At 75.0% G+C, this 16,779-nt stretch carries 16 protein-coding genes; 4 read left to right on the plus strand and 12 right to left on the minus strand.

Annotation, left to right across the window (positions count from 1 at the left end):
* Nucleotides 1-126 precede the first annotated feature (126 nt).
* On the plus strand, nt 127-486 hold the full coding sequence (locus WCD41_RS26005; RefSeq protein WP_337718011.1) for a cupin domain-containing protein: 360 nt from the start codon (nt 127-129) through the stop codon (nt 484-486).
* On the opposite strand, the gene WCD41_RS26010 is transcribed toward WCD41_RS26005, so the two are convergent.
* From WCD41_RS26010 to WCD41_RS26025, 4 genes are all read right to left on the minus strand, one after another.
* Entirely contained in the window at nt 477-2,054 is a 1,578-nt protein-coding gene (locus tag WCD41_RS26010) for a cell envelope integrity protein TolA (RefSeq protein WP_337718013.1), read from the minus strand. The two genes, WCD41_RS26005 and WCD41_RS26010, sit on opposite strands and share 10 nt — an antisense overlap.
* A 210-nt stretch (nt 2,055-2,264) precedes the next feature.
* Nucleotides 2,265-3,986 (minus strand): DUF222 domain-containing protein, encoded by a 1,722-nt coding sequence (locus tag WCD41_RS26015; protein ID WP_337718015.1) that lies wholly within the window; start codon nt 3,984-3,986, stop codon nt 2,265-2,267.
* Nucleotides 3,987-4,301: 315 nt separating this feature from the next.
* Nucleotides 4,302-5,387, minus strand: a complete 1,086-nt coding sequence (locus tag WCD41_RS26020) for a cysteine--tRNA ligase (protein WP_337718016.1) — start codon at nt 5,385-5,387, stop codon at nt 4,302-4,304.
* Nucleotides 5,384-5,878: a LapA family protein gene (locus tag WCD41_RS26025; protein WP_337718018.1), complete on the minus strand. Its 495-nt coding sequence runs from the start codon at nt 5,876-5,878 to the stop codon at nt 5,384-5,386. Before WCD41_RS26025 ends, WCD41_RS26020 begins: the two co-directional genes overlap by 4 nt.
* 147 nt (nt 5,879-6,025) lie before the next feature.
* On the opposite strand from WCD41_RS26025, the gene WCD41_RS26030 reads away from it, so the two are divergent.
* A complete protein-coding gene (locus tag WCD41_RS26030) occupies nt 6,026-6,691 on the plus strand; it encodes an alpha/beta fold hydrolase (protein WP_337718020.1) in 666 nt (221 codons plus the stop codon).
* Between the two features lie 16 nt (nt 6,692-6,707).
* Here the strand turns inward: WCD41_RS26030 and WCD41_RS26035 are convergent, their stop codons facing one another.
* From WCD41_RS26035 to WCD41_RS26055, 5 genes are all read right to left on the minus strand, one after another.
* Nucleotides 6,708-7,040 (minus strand): cobalamin biosynthesis protein, encoded by a 333-nt coding sequence (locus WCD41_RS26035; RefSeq protein WP_337718022.1) that lies wholly within the window; start codon nt 7,038-7,040, stop codon nt 6,708-6,710.
* A 26-nt stretch (nt 7,041-7,066) separates the two neighbouring features.
* Nucleotides 7,067-8,416, minus strand: a complete 1,350-nt coding sequence (locus WCD41_RS26040; RefSeq protein ID WP_337718206.1) for a cobyrinic acid a,c-diamide synthase CobB — start codon at nt 8,414-8,416, stop codon at nt 7,067-7,069.
* A gap of 5 nt (nt 8,417-8,421) precedes the next feature.
* Complete coding sequence (cobO, locus tag WCD41_RS26045; RefSeq protein ID WP_337718024.1) at nt 8,422-9,036, minus strand: cob(I)yrinic acid a,c-diamide adenosyltransferase; 615 nt, start codon at nt 9,034-9,036, stop codon at nt 8,422-8,424.
* 58 nt (nt 9,037-9,094) lie between these two features.
* Nucleotides 9,095-11,113 (minus strand): VWA domain-containing protein, encoded by a 2,019-nt coding sequence (locus tag WCD41_RS26050; RefSeq protein WP_337718208.1) that lies wholly within the window; start codon nt 11,111-11,113, stop codon nt 9,095-9,097.
* A 230-nt stretch (nt 11,114-11,343) separates the two neighbouring features.
* Nucleotides 11,344-12,207, minus strand: coding sequence for a S1 family peptidase (locus tag WCD41_RS26055; protein WP_337718026.1), 864 nt, complete (start codon nt 12,205-12,207; stop codon nt 11,344-11,346).
* A 320-nt stretch (nt 12,208-12,527) separates the two neighbouring features.
* Between WCD41_RS26055 and WCD41_RS26060 the strand changes: the two genes are divergently transcribed.
* Complete coding sequence (locus tag WCD41_RS26060; RefSeq protein ID WP_337718028.1) at nt 12,528-13,916, plus strand: mycothione reductase; 1,389 nt, start codon at nt 12,528-12,530, stop codon at nt 13,914-13,916.
* Between the two features lie 66 nt (nt 13,917-13,982).
* Here WCD41_RS26060 and WCD41_RS26065 read toward each other — a convergent pair whose 3' ends face one another.
* Together WCD41_RS26065 and WCD41_RS26070 are read right to left on the minus strand one after the other, a co-directional pair.
* Entirely contained in the window at nt 13,983-14,792 is an 810-nt protein-coding gene (locus WCD41_RS26065) for an ABC transporter permease (RefSeq protein WP_337718031.1), read from the minus strand.
* Nucleotides 14,792-15,772, minus strand: a complete 981-nt coding sequence (locus WCD41_RS26070; RefSeq protein WP_337718033.1) for an ATP-binding cassette domain-containing protein — start codon at nt 15,770-15,772, stop codon at nt 14,792-14,794. The genes WCD41_RS26065 and WCD41_RS26070 overlap by 1 nt, the downstream gene beginning before the upstream one ends.
* 65 nt (nt 15,773-15,837) lie before the next feature.
* Between WCD41_RS26070 and WCD41_RS26075 the strand changes: the two genes are divergently transcribed.
* Nucleotides 15,838-16,485: a TetR/AcrR family transcriptional regulator C-terminal domain-containing protein gene (locus tag WCD41_RS26075; RefSeq protein WP_337718035.1), complete on the plus strand. Its 648-nt coding sequence runs from the start codon at nt 15,838-15,840 to the stop codon at nt 16,483-16,485.
* A 13-nt stretch (nt 16,486-16,498) separates the two neighbouring features.
* On the opposite strand, the gene WCD41_RS26080 is transcribed toward WCD41_RS26075, so the two are convergent.
* A complete protein-coding gene (locus WCD41_RS26080) occupies nt 16,499-16,768 on the minus strand; it encodes a hypothetical protein (protein WP_337718037.1) in 270 nt (89 codons plus the stop codon).
* Nucleotides 16,769-16,779: the final 11 nt, after the last annotated feature.

A 16,779-nucleotide genomic window follows, 5' to 3' on the forward strand; every position in this document is an offset into this window, starting at 1 on the left:
ATGAGCACGGTAGCGGGTCCGACGGCGGCTCTTGACGTCGCCGCTTCGGGGCCCTGTACTCGTGAGCCGAAGGTGGATTCCAGTTCGTCTTGCTCATGTGAGCGCGAGCTGTCCGGAAGGAGACGCATGAGCACGACCGCTCCCGAGCCCGTGTCGATCACGGACGACGGGCTCGACGTCGACCCGGTCGCCTCACACCTGGTGGTCGGGCCGGACGACGGCTACGGCGGCGTGTCGTTGGTCCGGATGGCGCTGCCGTCGCGCGCCAGCACCGGCCCGGTGCGCTACGAGGACGCCGACCGGCTGGTGATCGTGCTCGAGGGCTGTGTGCGGATCGAGGTCGACGGGCGGCCGGCGGTGACGCTCGGTGCGCACGAGGTGCTGCACGTCCCGCGGGAGGCGTGGCACTGCGCGGAAGCGCTGAGGGGCGCGGCGGAGCTCCTCGTCCTCGGGACGGACGGCGCGGACGGCGCCGGTCAGCGGTAGAGGACGACGTCCGGAGCGGGGTCGGCCGCGAGGATCTCGCGGGCGGACGGCCCACCGGGCGGCAGGACCACGCCGCGCAGGACCGGGGAGGCGGCGTCGCCGGTCGACACCAGCGCGATCTCCGCGGGCGCCCCGGCCGCGGCGCCCGGGACGACCAGCAGCTTCTGCGGCAGGTTCCCGGAGCGGACCATCGTGGCGAGCCAGCCCGTCACCGCGCCCAGCTCCTCGGGCGGCAGGGGCGAGGTGGCGTCGAGGGCGAGCCCCACGTCGGGCTCCTGCAGCAGGCGCTCCCACGGCGCGAGGGTGCCGAGGACGTCGGCGGTGCCCGCCGGGACCGCGAGGACGAGCAGCTGGCGGTGCGCGCGGGTGACGGCGAGCTGCTGCCATGCCGCCCCCGCCCCGGCCGGGTCGCCGACCGGCAGCTCGAGCGCCGGGAGGGCCGACCGCCCGGTGCTGCCGAAGGATGTCGCGGTGGTCTCGGCCAGGTCGGCCGTCTGTTCCGCCGGGACGCCCGGGGTCGCGCGGACCACGACCACCCTCTGGTCGGGAGCGATCGTCGTGCCCCCGCGGGGCAGTTCCTGGGGCGTCACGGCCGCGGGCGCGGCGGCCGGGCCGGGTGCCGACGCCGCCGCCACCGGCGTCTCTGGGGCGCTCGTCGTCGTGTCCGGTGCCGGCCCCAGACCCAGCGCCGTGATCACCGCCAACGCCATCGCGATCAGTCGCGGGACGATCCACACCGCGGCGACCGCGAGGATGGCCACCAGGAAGATCATCAGGACCCGCCGACGACGGCGTTTCCGGTTGGCCTTCGCCGCGGCCCGTGCGGCCTCCTCCCGCGCCGCGGCGTCACGGGCGACGGACGGCGACACCGCCTCGCCGGGGAGCGTCGACACCCGGTCCTGCTCGGCCTTCTCCCGGGCCTCCTGGACCCGGGCCTCGCGTTCGGCCTTGTCCCGGGCGTCGCGTTCGGCCTTGTCCCGGGCGTCGCGTTCAGCCTGTTCGCGTGCTTCGCGTTCGGCCTGTTCGCGTGCTTCGCGTTCGGCCTGTTCGCGTGCTTCGCGTTCGGCCTGTTCGCGTGCTTCGCGTTCGGCCTGTTCGCGTGCTTCGCGTTCGGCCTGCTCGCGTGCTTCGCGTTCGGCCTGCTCGCGTGCTTCGCGTTCGGCCTGCTCGCGTGCTTCGCGTTCGGCCTGCTCGCGTGCTTCGCGTTCGGCCTGCTCACGCGCTTCGCGTTCGGCCTGCTCGCGGGCCTCGCGTTCGGCCTGCTCACGGGCCTCGCGTTCGGCCTGCTCGCGGGCCTCGCGTTCGGCCTGCTCACGGGCCTCGCGTTCGGCCTGCTCACGGGCCTCGCGTTCGGCCTGCTCGCGGGCCTCGCGTTCGGCCTGCTCACGGGCCTCGCGTTCGGCCTGCTCACGAGCCTCGCGCTCGGCGAGTTCGCGGGTCCCACGCCCGGTGTCGTCGAGCGAGGCTCGAGGAGCGGGCGCGAGGGTCACCTCGTCCGGGCCACCCCAGGCTTCGTCGAGCGCGATCTCGGCGTCGGTGCGACGCCACCATCGGGTGCCCACCCCCACGAGGCCACCTCCCCTCCGCCGCCGGGGCACGGGGCCTCCCACGGCGCGCGCGGCCCACGGTAGGGGGACGCCCGAGCAGATGCGGCGCGCCGCGCCATGACACGCGGAGAGGTGTTCGGCGCGCCACGCCCACGACCGGGCAGAACTCACGCTGCGTCGGCGACCCGAGACGCACCGCCCGCGACGCTTCGCACACCCCGCAGCAGCTCGTCAGAGGGGGACGTGGGGTCGGCCGCCGGGTCGGGGTGTCTGTTCGGTGTCGACGATCCAGGGCGGGGTGAACCAGGGCCGGCCGTCGATCATCTCCATCGTCCAGTGCCGGTGGTGGAGCAGCTGGTGGTGATAGCGGCACAGCAGCACCATGTTCTCCAGCGCGGTGTCACCGCGGTGCCGGTACCACTCGCGCACGTGGTGGGCTTCGCAGCGGCGGGGTGTGCGGTCGCAGCCGGGGAACGCGCATCCCCCGTCCCGGAGGTGCAGCGCGCGGCGGATCGCGTCGGTGGCGGTGCGCTGACGCCGCCCGACATCCAGCGGTTCGGATTTCGACCCGAGCACGACCGGGACGATCTCGGCGTCACAGGCCCAGCGGCGCACGGTGGCGGCATCGACGGCGTAGCCCGAGTCCAACGTCCCGAACCCGCCGTTCTGTTCGGCGAGGGCTTCGCAGAGCCAGCGGTGGTCGATGGTGACCGTGAGCAGCGCCCGCCCCGGTCCCCAGAGCCAGCCCCGCTTCGCCGGGGCCGGTGCACTGCCCCCGGGGCGGCGGGGTTCGGGGATCAACGCCCACGGCTCGTCACCACCGACAGCGTCACCAGCAGCCTCGGCGCCGGGGCCCGCGCTCTCGCGCTCGCCCGAGTCACTCGCGCCGCTCGCGTCGCCCGAGTCGCTCTCGCCCGAGTCGTTCTCGCCCGCGTTGCTCTCGCCCGCGTTGCTCTCGCCCGCGTTGCTCTCGCCCGAGTCGCTCTCCCCCGAGTCGTCAGCCGCGGCGGGCTCGCTGGCGGCGGCTTCGGCGTCTGCGGTGGTGTCGGCCTGCCCGCCGCCGGCTTCGGTGGCGAGCCCGTGGGGGCGGCAGGCGTCGCGGACCAGCTCGTGCAACGCCTCCATCTGCCGCCGCGCCAACGGACGCTGATCCTCCGCACCCGCCGGGGCGGAGAGCACAGCGATCACGTTGACGAACGCCTCGGCATCCATCGGATCGTGCATCGCACCCTTCAACACCAACGACCCGTCCCGGCGGCGCACCACCAGCAACTCGTCGCGGGAAGCCCCGCCCTCCGGTGGGGCCGCGCCGTCCGGGTCGCAGCGGTCGATGATCTGCTTGGCAAGCTTGTCCAGCATGTGCGGCGCCATCGCCTGCGCGGCCTGGGCCAGCGACGCCTCGATCACCACCAGATCCGGCAACGACGGCGCCGCCACCCCCGACCGCCCCGACAGCCCCGCCAGCCCGGCCAGCTTCCGCATCGTCTCCCGGATGATCTTCACGTGTCCCGGGTCGATCAACCCCGCCTGCAGCGCGTCGCCAGTGGCCGGCAACCGCGCCGGCAACGGCTCTCCCGCCATGCTCCGGCGTGGGCACACGTCCTGGGCCTCGGCGACCAACCGTTTCGCCTCCGTCTGGCCGAGGTGGTCGCGATCGGCGATCAGCCCGTGGGTGGTGCGGTACCCGGCCCGGGCGGCCACACCCGACTCGTCGAGCTCGGCGATGGCTTCGAGGCGCTGGTAGTACCCCCGGCGGTGAGCGCGCACGGCAGCGTCAGCGCGGTCCAGGACCTCCCGCTCGACACCACCCACCCGTTCGCCCATGTGTTCGAATCTAGCCCCGACCCCCGACAGTCCCAGGCGGTTCCGGACAACTCCCACAAGATTCTTTCGACGAGTTTCCGCGAGTTCGGCGACCGGCACGAACCGCATGCCTTGCGGCCTGTTGATCATGCCGAACGTGCCGCTCGCCCCGCCGCGCAGGCGCAGCGATTCCGGCGGAAGGCGCCCCTCGCCGGTCTATCCGACCGAAGGTGCCCTTCGCTCACAACCTCGGTGACCGGGCTCCACCCTCGCTCCCTGAGCGACGCCCCGATTCCGGCGAAAGGCGCCCCTCCCCGGTCTAGCCGAGCCAAGGTGCCCTTCGCTCAGAACCCCAGCGCCGGCCAGCGTGATTCCGGCGAGGGGCGCCCCTCGCCGGTCTATCCGAACGAAGGTGCCCTTCGCTCAGAACCCCAGCACCGCGGCAAACCCCGGCGGTGGGCGAGCTCAGGCCAGCCCGAGCACCGCGAGCGTGGTCCGGGCCGCGTCGCCGCCCTCGGACTCCGCGAGGTCGAGCGCGCCGGGGACGTCGAGATCGTCGAGCAGTCGCACCAGCACGGCCTCGCTCGCCGCCTCGCCACCACCGGCGTGGCGCGCCGCGGCGGCGTAGAGCCGCTCGAGGCGCGCGGCGGCGTCGTCGAGGGCGCCGCGGGTGACGTCCCACGGCTCCGCCCAGTGGCGGTCGAGCAGCAGCAGGCGCACCGCGGCGGCGGGGTGGGTCTCGAGCAGCTCGCCGACGAGCAGCAGGTTCCCCGCCGACTTGGCCATCTTCTCGCCGTCGACGCGCACCGTCCCGACGTGTAGGCGTGCCCGCGCGAAGGGCGCGACGCCGGTGACGGCCTCGGCCATTGCGGCCTGGGTGGTGTGGTGCGGGTGGCGCAGGTCGGCGCCGCCGACGTGCAGGTCGACGGCGGGACCGAGCACGGTGAGCGCCATCGCCGCGCACTCGGCGTGCCAGCCCGGGCGCCCGTCGCCCCACGGGCTCGGCCAGGCCGCCTCGCCGGGCTGGGCCGGGCGCCAGACGAGGGCGTCGGCCGGTTCGTCGGCGTCGGGCCAGGGCGCCTCGGCCGAGGTGTCGTCGCCCGCGGGTTCCACCGCGGGCAGCCCGGACGCCCGGAACAGCACCGCACCGTCCCGCTCGTAGGCCGCACTGCGCTCGAGCAGCGCCGCGGCCAGGGCGACGACGCCGTCGACGTGGTTGTGGGCGCGCGGCTCGTGGGTCGGCGGGCGCACGCCGAGCGCGGCCATGTCGTGGTCGAAGCGGAACTGCCCGACCGCGGCGAAGCTGTCGAACCGCGCCCCCGCCCGCTCGGCCGCGGCGTCGAGCACGTCGTCGACGTCGGTGACGTTGCGGCAGCTCACCACCTCGGTGCCGACGCGCCGCAGCACGCGGGCCGCGACGTCGGCCCACACGAAGGTCGAGGCGTGACCGAGGTGGGTCGTGTCGTAGGGCGTGATGCCGCAGACGTAGGCCCGGGCGCGTCCCACCAGCGGCAGGGGCGCGCCGGCGAGGCGCAGCGACGGGGTGGTCAACGGGTCCTCCCGGTGCGCTGGGCCGCCCGACGCCACTGCACCATCCGCCCGAGACCGGGGATGGCGAGCAGGAGCATCCCGGCGATCGCGGCGAACAGCAGCCAGATGCCGAGCGGCAGGGTCGCCTCCAGACCCAGGAACACGACGCGCGCCGGGTCGAGGTTCTGGAGGATGAAGATCAGCAGGAACACGAGCACCACGGCGCCGAGGATCAGCCCGATCCAGGCGCCCCCGATCCGCGTCCGTCCCGGCGACGTCCGGACGCGCGGGCGCGCCGCGGCCGCCCCGTCGGGGACCGTCGGGTGCTCCACGGGTCCGGCCGCCGGCACCCCGCCCGCCGGTGTCGTCGGGTGGTCCACGGGCCCCGCCGACGACCGGACCGAGGACCCGTCCCGGGCCGCGTCCAGCTCGGCCCGTGACACCGCCCCCGACCCGGGCGTGGTCGGCCCGTCGGCGGGCGACGGGGCGCCGTACCGGGGCTGCTCGCTCATGACCGCCATCCTCGCGCGTCCCGACCCCGCGCGTGAGCCCCGAGGCGGGCGGCACGCCGGACGCGCGACACATCCAGAAGCAATGCTGCTGGCGAACAGACGAAGCATGTCTTCGACGTATGGTTCGCCGCCCGCCAGGCTCGTCCCATGACGACCTTCGTGCTCGTGCCCGGGATGTGCCACGGCGGCTGGTGCTTCGACGACCTCGCCGCCGACCTGCGCGCCGCGGGCCACCGGGTCCGGGCCCTCACTCTGACCTCCGTCGGCGACCCCGCCACCCCGCCCGACCCCGCGGTCGACCTCGAGACCCACGTCACCGACGTCGTCCGGGCCCTCGACGCGAGCGACGGGCCGGTGGTGCTCGCCGGCCACAGCTACGGCGGCCTGCCGATGACCGTCGCCGCCGACCGCCGTCCCGACCGCGTCGACGCGCTGGTCTACCTCGACGCCTTCGTGCCGCGCGACGGCGACACCGCCCGGACGATGACCGACGACCGCGAGCGCGCCTGGTACGACGAGGGCCGCCCGACCGGCCTCGTCCCGACGCTGCCGTTCTTCGACGCGCGGGCCACCGACCACCCGCTCGCGACCCTCGAGCAGCCCGCCGCGCTCACCCGCGGACTCGAGTGCTTCGGCAAGCGGGTCTACGTCTACGCGAAGGACTGGGGCGAGCTGACCTCACCGTTCGTCGGCACCCTGGCACGCCTGCGCAACGACCCCGCGTGGTCGGTCCACGAGCTCGACTCCGCCCACAACCTCATGCGCGACGTCCCCGGCGAGCTCCGCGACATCCTGCTGGACGCGGCAGGGTGACGGCGCCGGCGTGCGCTCAGCGCGCGACGGCCACCGTCACGCCCCGCCCGCGCTGCTTGGGCACGACGAGCTCGCCCCCGCCCCGCTCACGGGCGGCGAGCAGCGCGGCCGCCTCGGCGACGCTGCCGGTGCCGGTGAGGCGCCGGACGACAGCCGAGGGGGTCGGGACGTCGACGGTGTCGAGCACGGCCGCGGGGTAGGTCCGCAGGGTCCGGCCGGCGGCGAGCTCGAGCACAGCGGGCTCGGCGCCGCGGGTGTCGATGGTGGCGACGACGTCGACGCCCGCCAGGCCGAGGTCGTCGACGGCCTCCTGCAGGTGCTCGAGGGGTGTCCCGGGCTCGATGCCCACGCCCAGGACGGTTACAGCGGGCACGGTCACGCCGGCTTCAGGTGCCGCAGCCACCGCCCGACGCCCGAGGGTCGGCCCGCGGGGTGGGTGTGCAGGTAGGAGGCGTGGACGCCGCCCGCGACGAACCCCTCCGGCTCGGCGCCCGCCCAGCGCCACGCCGCCGGGGCGCCGGCGCGGGGGGTCGTCACGGTGCGGTGGAACTCGTGGCCGGTGACGGTCTCGCCGGCGGTCGCGAGCGGGGAGTCGGTGCACGCCGTCGCGGTGCGGTAGCCCAGCGCCAGGCGCGGGCCCATGGCCGCGTCGGCGTCGAGCACGCCGCACATCGGCGCGCCGTCGAGCGAGCGCGCGAGGTAGAGCAGCCCGCCGCACTCGGCATGTACGGGCCCGCCGGCGGCGGCGAAGGCGCGCACGTCCTCGCGCAGCGCGACGTTGGCGCTGAGCGCCTCGGCATGCTCCTCGGGGAACCCGCCGGGGAGCACGAGGCCCGCCGTCCCGGCCGGGAGGGCGGTGTCGTGGGCGGGGTCGACGGTGACGACCTGCGCCCCGCCGGCGGCCAGCAGCTCGACGTGCTCGGGGTAGCCGAAGGTGAACGCGGCACCCCCGGCGACGGCCACCACCGGGCCACCCGGCACGGCCGGGCCGACCGCCGCCGCGGGGTCCCAGGCCTCGGTGGGCGTCGGCGGGGCCGTCCGGGCGAGGGCGGCCACGGCGTCGAGGTCGACGTGGTCGGCGACCAGGCCCGCCATCGCGGCGACGGCCGACCGGGCGGCGGCGCCGTGCTCGGCGGCCGTGACGAGGCCCAGGTGACGGGACGGGACGGCGAGCTCGGCGTGCCGGGGCAGGACGCCGAGCACCGGCAGGTCCACCTCGGCGCAGGCGGTCCGCAGGATCTCCTCGTGGCGGTTCGTCCCGACGCGGTTGAGGATCACTCCGCCGAGGCGGACGCGCGGGTCGAAGTCGCGGAACCCGGCCAGGAGCGCGGCGATCGAGCGGGACTGCCCGCGCGCGTCCACCACGAGCACCACCGGGGCCTCGAGCATCCGGGCGACGTGGGCCGTGGACCCGTCCGCGTCCGGTGCGGCGTCGATCCGCCCGTCGAAGAGCCCCATGACGCCCTCGATCACGGCCATCTCGGCGCCCCGCGTCCCGTGGACCACGAGCCCGGGCAGCGTCGCGGCGTCGACGAGGACCGGGTCGAGGTTGCGGCCGGGCCGCCCGGCGGCCAGCGCGTGGTAGCCGGGATCGACGTAGTCGGGACCGACCTTGAACGGGCCGATAGCGGCGCCCCGCGCGGCGAGGGCGCCGAGGAGACCGGTGGCGACGGTGGTCTTGCCGCTGCCCGACGACGGCGCCGCGACGACGATCCGGGGCGGCAGGGAGCTCACCACTCGATGCCCTTCTGCCCCTTCTGCCCCGCGTCCATCGGGTGCTTGATCTTGGTCATCTCGGTGACGAGGTCCGCGGCGTCGACCAGCGCCGGCGGGGCGTCGCGGCCGGTGACGACGACGTGCTGGTGGCCGGGCCGGTCGTTCAGCACGGCGACCACCTCGTCGACCTCGATCCAGCCCCACTTCAGCGGGTAGGTGAACTCGTCGAGCACGTAGAAGTCGTGGGCGCCCGCCTCGAGACGGCGCCGGATCTCCGCCCAGCCCTCCCGCGCGGCCGCGGCGTGGTCCTCCTCGGACCCCTGCTTGCGCGACCAGGACCAGCCCTCGCCCATCTTGTGCCACTCGACGGGCCCGCCCTGGCCGGTCTCCCGGTGCAGGTCGCCCAGGGCGCGCAGGGCGGTCTCCTCGCCCACGCGCCACTTCGCCGACTTGACGAACTGGAACACGGCGATCGACGACCCGGCGGTCCACTGCCGCAGGGCGAGCCCGAACGCGGCGGTCGACTTGCCCTTGTTCACGCCGGTGTGGACGACGAGCAGCGGGCGGCGCCGGCGCTGCCGCGTCGTCAGCCCGTCGTCAGGGACGCTGCTCGGGACACCCTGCGGCACTGTCAGCCTCCTTCGTCGCCATGTGAGCACTTTCCGGGGCTATTGCCCCGGAAAGTGCTCACGAGGCCCGGAACTGCTCGACGACGCCGGCGACCGACTCGCCGGTCAGCTCGTCGAGGGTGACGACGCTGCCGCCGGCGACCCGCGCGATGCGCCCGGCGAGCCCGAGGCGCACCGGCCCGGACTCGCAGTCGACGACCACGGTGCTCATGCTCGCGCCCCGCCCGGCCGCGCCGGCGTCGCGCGCGAGACCCCGGGCCGCCTCCAGGGCGGCGTCGAGACCCCCGGAGCTCGTGGCGCGCCCGTCGGTGAGCACCACGAGCAGGCCACGCCGTCGGGCGTCGCGGGTGCGCTCGGTGCGCAGCACCGCCCGGGCGGTGCGTAGCCCGTCGGCGAGCGGGGTGCGCCCGCCGGTGCGCAGGTCGTGCAGGCGCGCGTGGGCGGCGTGCACCGAGGTCGTGGGCGGGAGCGCCACGCTCGCCGACGATCCCCGGAACGTCACGACCCCGACCCGGTCACGACGCTGGTAGGCGTCGCGCAGCAGCGCGGCGACGGCCCCGGTCACCGCACACATGCGCCGCCGCGCCGCCATCGACCCCGACGCGTCGACGCAGAACAGGACGAGGTTGCCCTCGCGACCCTCGCGCACGGCGTGGCGCAGGTCCCCGCGCGCCACGGAAGCACCTCGGCCCGCCGCGGCGAGCACCGTCGCGGGCACGTGCAGCGTCGTGTCGTCACGCGCGTCGGGCACCGCGCGCACCACGCGACCCTGCCGGCCGCGGGCCCGCGAGCGGCGGCCCGGCGCGCCCTCCCCCGTCCCGCGGACCTCGAAGCGGCGCGCCTTCAGCCGCGTCCGCGCCGGCGCGCCGACGGGGACGCCGGCGGGTTCCGACGGTTCCGACGGTCGCGACTCCTGCGGCGACTCCTGGGACGAATCGGCCGCGCCCGACCCGTTCGACGTCTCCGGAGGCGGCGCCGACGAGCTCGGCGGCGGCGCACCGCCACCACCGCCCGGACCGCCGCCCGGACCCCCACCGCCGTCAGGCGGACCGCCGCCGTCGTCCGGCGGGCCACCACCGTCGTCGTCGGGACCGCCCTCGGGCGGCTCGGGCTCCTCCGCCGCCGCCTCGTCCGCCTTCCGGAGGGCCTCGTCCAGCTCGTCGTCGCCCAGGTGCGGCTCGTCGAACGGGTCGCGGCGGCGCCGGTGGGGCAGGGCGAGCCGGGCCGCGGCGCGCACGTCGGAGGCGTCGACGGCGTCGGCCCCGCGCCAGGCGGCGTGGGCGACGGAGGTCCGGGCCAGCACGACGTCGGCGCGCATGCCGTCGACCTCCACCTCCGCGCACAGCGCCGAGATCCGGACGAGCTCGGCGTCGGGCAGCACGATCGACCCGAGCCGCGCCCGGGCCTCGACCAGCCGCGCGCGCAGGGCGTCCTCGTCGGTGGCGAACCGGGCGGCGAAGGCGTCGGGGTCGGCGTCGTGGGCCAGCCGGCGGCGCACGACCTCGGTGCGCTCGCCGACGTCGCGCGACGCCGTGACGTGCACGGTGAGCCCGAAGCGGTCGAGCAGCTGCGGGCGCAGCTCGCCCTCCTCCGGATTCATGGTCCCGACCAGCAGGAACGCCGCGGGGTGGGTCAGCGAGACGCCGTCGCGCTCGACGGTGGCGCGTCCGGTGGCGGCGGCGTCGAGGAGCAGGTCGACGAGGTGGTCGTGCAGGAGGTTGACCTCGTCGACGTAGAGGACGCCCCGGTGTGCGGCGGCGAGCAGGCCCGGACGCACCGCCGCCCGCCCGTGGGCGAGGACCTCCTCGAGGTCGAGCGACCCGATGACGCGGTCCTCGGACGCCCCGACCGGCAGCTCGACGAGCCGCACGGGCCGGCGCTCCCGGGGCGCGTCGGCGGGGAACGGACCGTCGGGGCTCTCCTCGCCGGCGTCGATCTCGACCGAGAAGCGGTCGCCCGCGACGACCTCGACCGGCGGCAGCAGCGTGGCGAGCGCGCGCACGATCGTCGTCTTCGCCGTGCCCTTCTCCCCGCGCACCAGCACGCCGCCGATCCCCGGGTCGACCGCGGTGAGCATGAGGGCGGTTCGCAGGTCCTCGTGGCCGACGACGGCCGAGAACGGGAAGCCCACGGTGGGTCACCAATCGGGAGAGGGTGGAGGACGGCCGACCCTAACCCACGACATCTGAGCACCCGCTGAGATGAATGACGCCGCGGAGCGGGACCCGGACCCGGGGGCAGGTGGGCCCGGGTCCCGCCTCCGTTTCGTCGGACCGGTCTGCCCTCCGGTCCGGACGTCTCGTCAGCTCACGCGAGCTGGGCCGCCAGGCCGGGGCTCGCGTTCGCGATCCGCACGTAGTACCCGGGCTTGCCGGCGCGGGCGCAGCCGTCGCCGAACGACGTGACCCCGATGAGCTTGCCCGCGGCGACGAGCGGGCCGCCCGAGTCGCCCTGGCAGGAGTCGACGCCACCCTGGTCGAACCCCGCGCAGGTGAGGCGGCGCGCGTCGAAGGAGCGGTCGCCGGAGCGGCAGTAGTCGTCGCCGCGCATCGGGACGGTCGCGGTGAGCAGGTAGCGCGAGGGGGCGGCGCTCTCGGCGGTGGCGCCCCAGCCGAACACCTGGGCGGCGCGGCCGTCCTGGTAGAGCGCCGTGTCCTCCGGGCCGGCGAGCGGCAGCGGGGTGCGGGTGCTCGCGGTCGCGAGCGTCAGCACGGCGAGGTCGGTGCCCTGGCCGACGCCCTCGAACTCCGGGCTGACCCACACCGAGGTGACCGTCGAGGTCTCGCCCGTCGTCGACTGCTTGTCGTCGCGCCCGGCGACGACGCGGGTCTGCTCGGCGGTCGTGCTGGCCATGCAGTGGGCGGCGGTGAGGACCTTCGTCGGCGCGACCAGCGTGGCCCCGCAGAACTGGAACCCCGCGGCGTCGGTGAGGTAGACCGCCCACGGGTTCTCGTCGGTGGTCGTCCGCGCGCCCCCGACGACGCGGACGCCGGCGTCGACGACGACGCCCGATCCCGCTCCGCCCTCGCCACCCGGGTCCGGCGCGGGGGACCCCTCGGCCGCCCACGCCCCACCGGCACCGGCGAGCACGGCCAGGAGGACCACCACACCGAGCACGCACGCCCGCATCACCGACCGTGTGGTCCACCCACCGTGCACGCCGTTCGACATCCGGTCCGCCCCTTCGCCCAGGTCCGTTCGGCGGCTCCCGCACTGAGCTGTTCGGCTCAGTCGGAGCTGCCGTTGGCCGCAGACGACAGCAGTAGGTCGGAGCCCGGACAAGGCATCGGCGGGCAGGTTCGCTCCGCCGAGCGACGACGAACGGTCGATTTTCGTCGGTAAACGACACCGACGAGTGGCAGTTCACCGGTGAGCGGTCCGCTGCGATCGACGAACGGGCGGCGCGGTGACCGTTCGTCGCAGCCGCCTGGTGTGGGTGACGACGGTCGGCGGCCGAGGCACCGCGATCGGTGGCGCACTACCGTGGGGGCGTGCCCCACCACGACCTCGTCATCATCGGCACCGGCTCGGGCAACACGATCCCGGACGAGCGGTTCGCCGACATGGACGTGGCGATCGTCGAGCACGGCGTCTACGGCGGGACCTGCCTGAACGTGGGGTGCATCCCGACCAAGATGTACGTCTACGCCGCCGACGTCGCCGAGACGATCCGGCGGGCGGGCACCTACGGCGTCGACGCCTCGATCGACAAGATCCGCTGGGCCGACATCCGCGACCGCGTCTTCGGGCGCATCGACCCGATCAGCGCGGGCGGGCAGCGCTACCGCCAGGGCCAGGACGCCACCACGGTCTACCTCGGCCACGCCCGGTTCACCGGCGACCGCACGCTGTCGGTGGCGCCCACCGACGGCGGCGACCCGGTCACCGTCACCGGCGACCGCGTCGTCGTCGCGGCGGGGTCACGCCCGGGGATCCCCGAGGTCATCGCCGCGAGCGGGGTGCCGTTCCACACCTCCGACGACGTCATGCGTCTCGACGAGGTCCCCCGCCGGCTCACGATCATCGGCGGCGGTTACATCGCCGCCGAGTTCGCGCACGTGTTCTCCGCGCTGGGCGCCGAGGTCACCCTCGCCACCCGCGGCCCGGCGCTGCTGCGCGAGCAGGACGAGGAGATCTCCGCGCGGTTCACCGAGCTCGCCGCCCACCGCTGGAACGTCCTGCTCGAGGCCGCGCCCACCGCCCCGCCCGAGCAGCGGCCCGACGGCACCATCGTCGTGCACTGCCACCACGGCACGATCGAGACCGACGCCCTGCTCGTGGCCACCGGGCGCATCCCCAACTCCGACCGGCTCGACGCCGAGGCCGGCGGGCTCGCCGTGCACCCCGACGGCCGGATCGTCGTCGACGACCAGCAGCGCACCACCGCCGAGGGCGTCTGGGCGCTCGGCGACATCAGCTCGCCCTACCAGCTCAAGCACGTCGCCAACCACGAGGCGAAGATCGTGCAGCACAACCTGCTGCACCCCGACGAGCCGCGGGTGACCAACAACGCCCACGTGCCCTCGGCGGTGTTCACCGACCCGCAGATCGCCTCCATCGGGCTGCGCGAGCAGGACTGCCGCGACCGCGGCATCCGCTACGTCACCAAGACCCAGCGCTACGGCGACGTCGCCTTCGGCTGGGCCATGGAGGACACCACCGGCGTCGTCAAGCTCGTCGCCTCCCCCGACGGAACCCTGCTCGGCGCCCACCTCATGGGCCCCGAGGCCTCCTCGCTGGTGCAGCCCCTCATCCAGGCCATCACCTTCGGCCTCGACGCCCGCACCATGGCCGAGCGGCAGTACTGGATCCACCCCGCGCTGCCCGAGGTCATCGAGAACGCCCTGCTCGGGCTGCCCCTCGACCCCGAGAGCTGGTAGCTCACTCCGTCCGCCGGAACCGCCACACCGCGAGGGCCAGCAGGATCACGCAGCACGCGACGGTGATCAGGATCTGCACGGCCACCGGCACCTGCCACGTCCCCCAGACGATGCCCGGGTCGAACCGCGCCGGGTGGCGGCGTCGACGTCGAGGTGGTCGAACACCACGGAGCGCAGCGGCTCGACGGCGTAGGTCATCGGGTTGACGTGGGTGAGCACGGCGAGCCACGTCGGCAGGCCCGAGAGCGGGAAGAGCGCCCCGGACAGGAACATCAGCGGCGTGATCACGAGCTGCACGAGCGGCATCGCGGTCTGGATCTGCCGCACCCGCGCCGCGAGCACCAGCCCCAGCGCCGTGATCATGAAGCCCATCAGGAAGATCAGCCCGATCATGGCCAGCAGCATCAGCGGGTCGTAGGGCACGCCGACGAGCCCGGCCAGGGCGAGCAGCACGAGGCACTGCAGGGTGGCGACGGTGGCGCCGCCCGTCGCCTTCCCGACGAGGATCGCCGCCGACGACACGGGCGCGACGAGCATCTCGCGCAGGAACCCGAACTCGCGGTCCCACACGATCGAGATGCCGGCGAACGCCGCGGTGAACAGCACCGAGATCGCCATGACGCCCGGGAAGAGGAACGTCGTGAACTCGACGGATCCGCCCGTGCTGCTCCCCAGCAGCGACCCCAGCCCGCTGCCCAGGACGAACAGGAACAGCAGCGGCTGGGCCAGCGACGAGAGGATCCGGGAGCGGTCCTTGACGAACCGGATCATCTCGCGCTGCCAGACCACGGTCGCGGCGCGGGCCTCGGTCGCGAGGCTGCTCTCGGGGACCCGGACGGACGCGGTGGACAGGCCGGAGGGTGTCTCGGTGGTCATCAGCGCCTCATCCGCATCGCCATCGGGTGCATGTTCGGGCCGGCTTCCGCGTCGCGGATCGTCGTGCCGGTGTGGGCGAGGAAGACGTCGTCCAGGCTGGGTCGGGTGACGGTCACCGAGCGGATGCTGACGCCGTGGCCGCCGAGCCGGTCGAACAGCCGTGGCACGAAGCCGGCGCCGTCGGGCACCGCGATCGTCACCGCGCCCTCGCGCACCGCGCCCTCGAGCCCGAGCTCGGCGCGCAGGACGCGCAGCGCGGCCTCGTCGTCGTCGGTGGTGATCGCGACACGGTCGGCGCCGACCTGCGCCTTGAGCGCGTCCGGGGTGTCGAGGGCGACGATGCGCCCCTCGTTCATGATCGCGATCCGGTCGCAGTGCTCCGCCTCGTCCATGTAGTGGGTGGTGACGAAGACCGTGATCTCCTCGGTGCGGTGCAGCTCCGCCACGTAGTCCCAGATGGTGCCGCGGGTCTGCGGGTCGAGCCCGATCGTCGGCTCGTCGAGGAAGAGCACCTGCGGCGAGTGCAGCAGGCCGCGCGCGATCTCGAGACGGCGCCGCATGCCACCGGAGTAGGTGCGCACCTCGTCGGCGCGCCGCTCCCAGAGCCCCACCATGCGCAGGACCTCCTCGCGGCGGGCCGGCGCCCGGCGGCGGTCGACGCCGTAGAGCTCCTGGTGGAACCGCAGGTTCTGCTCGCCCGACATGGGGGCGTCGAGCGTCGGGTCCTGGAAGACCAGCCCGATGCGGCGGCGCACCGCGGCGCGGTCGCGCACCACGTCGAGCCCCACGACCTCGGCGTGCCCGTCGGTCGGCTCGACCAGGGTGCACAGGATGTTGATCGTGGTCGACTTGCCCGCCCCGTTCGGCCCGAGGAAGCCGAACGTCTCCCCCCGCGCGACCTCGAGGTCGATCCCGCGGACCGCCTCGATCGCCCCGTAGCGCTTCACCAGGCCGCGGACCGCGACCGCCGGTGTGTCCATCCGCCCCTCCTCTAACAGTGTTAGAGACGCTACTCTGACAGCGTTAGAGAGAGCAAGGAGGTCGCATGGCCCTGACCCGCGACGACGTCGTGGACGCCGCGGTCGGCCTCCTGGCCGAGGTCGGCCTGGAGGGCCTGTCGCTGCGCCGCCTCGCCCGCGAGCTGGGGGTCAGCGCGCCGACCCTGTACTGGCACGTCGCGGACAAGCGCACGCTGCTCGACCACGTCGCGGACCGCCTGCTCGTCGACCAGTGGCAGGTCGTCCCGCTCGCCCCCGGCGAGGACTGGGGCGAGTGGCTGCGCGAGCGTGCGACCCGGCAGTACCGGGCGCTGGTGACCCACCGGGACGCCGCGCGCGTCCTCGCCGGCAACCGGCCGACCGAGGCGGCGATGCCGGCCGCCGAGCAGGTGCTCGGCACGCTCGTCGCCGCGGGCTTCACCCCGACCGAGGCGTTCGCCGGGATCCAGGCCCTCGGGAACCTCGTCATCGGCTCGGCGCTGGAGTACCAGGCGGAGCGGGAACGGGACGCCGGGACGGGCGACGGCGGCGTGCACGACCCCGCCCGCTACCCGCAGCACGCGGCGCTCACCGCCGTGCTCGCCGACCGTGTCGGGCACGGGGCCGACCACGACGAGCTCTTCCGCCACGGCCTCGATCTCATGATCACCGGGCTGCGGACGCGCCTCGCCGCCCCCGCGACACGCACGGGCTGAGGCCCCCGGCGCGTCAGTCGCGCCGGCGGTACTCCTCGCCCGGGATCGGGCGCGGGTCCTCGCGGGCCTCCTCGGCGTCCGCGCGCTCGGCCTCGGCCCGTTCACGCCGCTCGGTGCCCGGCAGGGACGTGTCGGCCTCGTCCGCCGCGCGACGGGCACGGCGCTCCGCCTCGGGCAGCGAGTCGGCCCCGACGTCGGCGACCTCCTCGGCCGCACGCTCGCGTTCGACGGTCTCGGGGAGCGAGGGCTCACCCTCCGTACCGGACCGCCTGTGCTCCGCCATCGGGCCACCTC

Origin of the sequence: Actinomycetospora aeridis, from assembly GCF_037400275.1 — a bacterium.
GTDB classification, from domain to species: Bacteria; Actinomycetota; Actinomycetes; order Mycobacteriales; family Pseudonocardiaceae; genus Actinomycetospora; species Actinomycetospora aeridis.

What these genes read in the sequence shown, in the direction of transcription:
- WCD41_RS26005 (WP_337718011.1), top strand. Translation starts at nt 127, where the DNA reads ATGAGCACGACCGCTCCCGAGCCCGTGTCGATCACGGACGACGGGCTC.
- WCD41_RS26015 (WP_337718015.1), bottom strand. Translation starts at nt 3,986, where the DNA reads ATGATCAACAGGCCGCAAGGCATGCGGTTCGTGCCGGTCGCCGAACTC.
- WCD41_RS26025 (WP_337718018.1), bottom strand. Translation starts at nt 5,878, where the DNA reads ATGAGCGAGCAGCCCCGGTACGGCGCCCCGTCGCCCGCCGACGGGCCG.
- WCD41_RS26030 (WP_337718020.1), top strand. Translation starts at nt 6,026, where the DNA reads ATGACGACCTTCGTGCTCGTGCCCGGGATGTGCCACGGCGGCTGGTGC.
- WCD41_RS26050 (WP_337718208.1), bottom strand. Translation starts at nt 11,113, where the DNA reads ATGCTCACCGCGGTCGACCCGGGGATCGGCGGCGTGCTGGTGCGCGGG.
- WCD41_RS26055 (WP_337718026.1), bottom strand. Translation starts at nt 12,207, where the DNA reads ATGTCGAACGGCGTGCACGGTGGGTGGACCACACGGTCGGTGATGCGG.
- WCD41_RS26065 (WP_337718031.1), bottom strand. Translation starts at nt 14,792, where the DNA reads ATGACCACCGAGACACCCTCCGGCCTGTCCACCGCGTCCGTCCGGGTC.
- WCD41_RS26070 (WP_337718033.1), bottom strand. Translation starts at nt 15,772, where the DNA reads ATGGACACACCGGCGGTCGCGGTCCGCGGCCTGGTGAAGCGCTACGGG.
- WCD41_RS26075 (WP_337718035.1), top strand. Translation starts at nt 15,838, where the DNA reads ATGGCCCTGACCCGCGACGACGTCGTGGACGCCGCGGTCGGCCTCCTG.
- WCD41_RS26080 (WP_337718037.1), bottom strand. Translation starts at nt 16,768, where the DNA reads ATGGCGGAGCACAGGCGGTCCGGTACGGAGGGTGAGCCCTCGCTCCCC.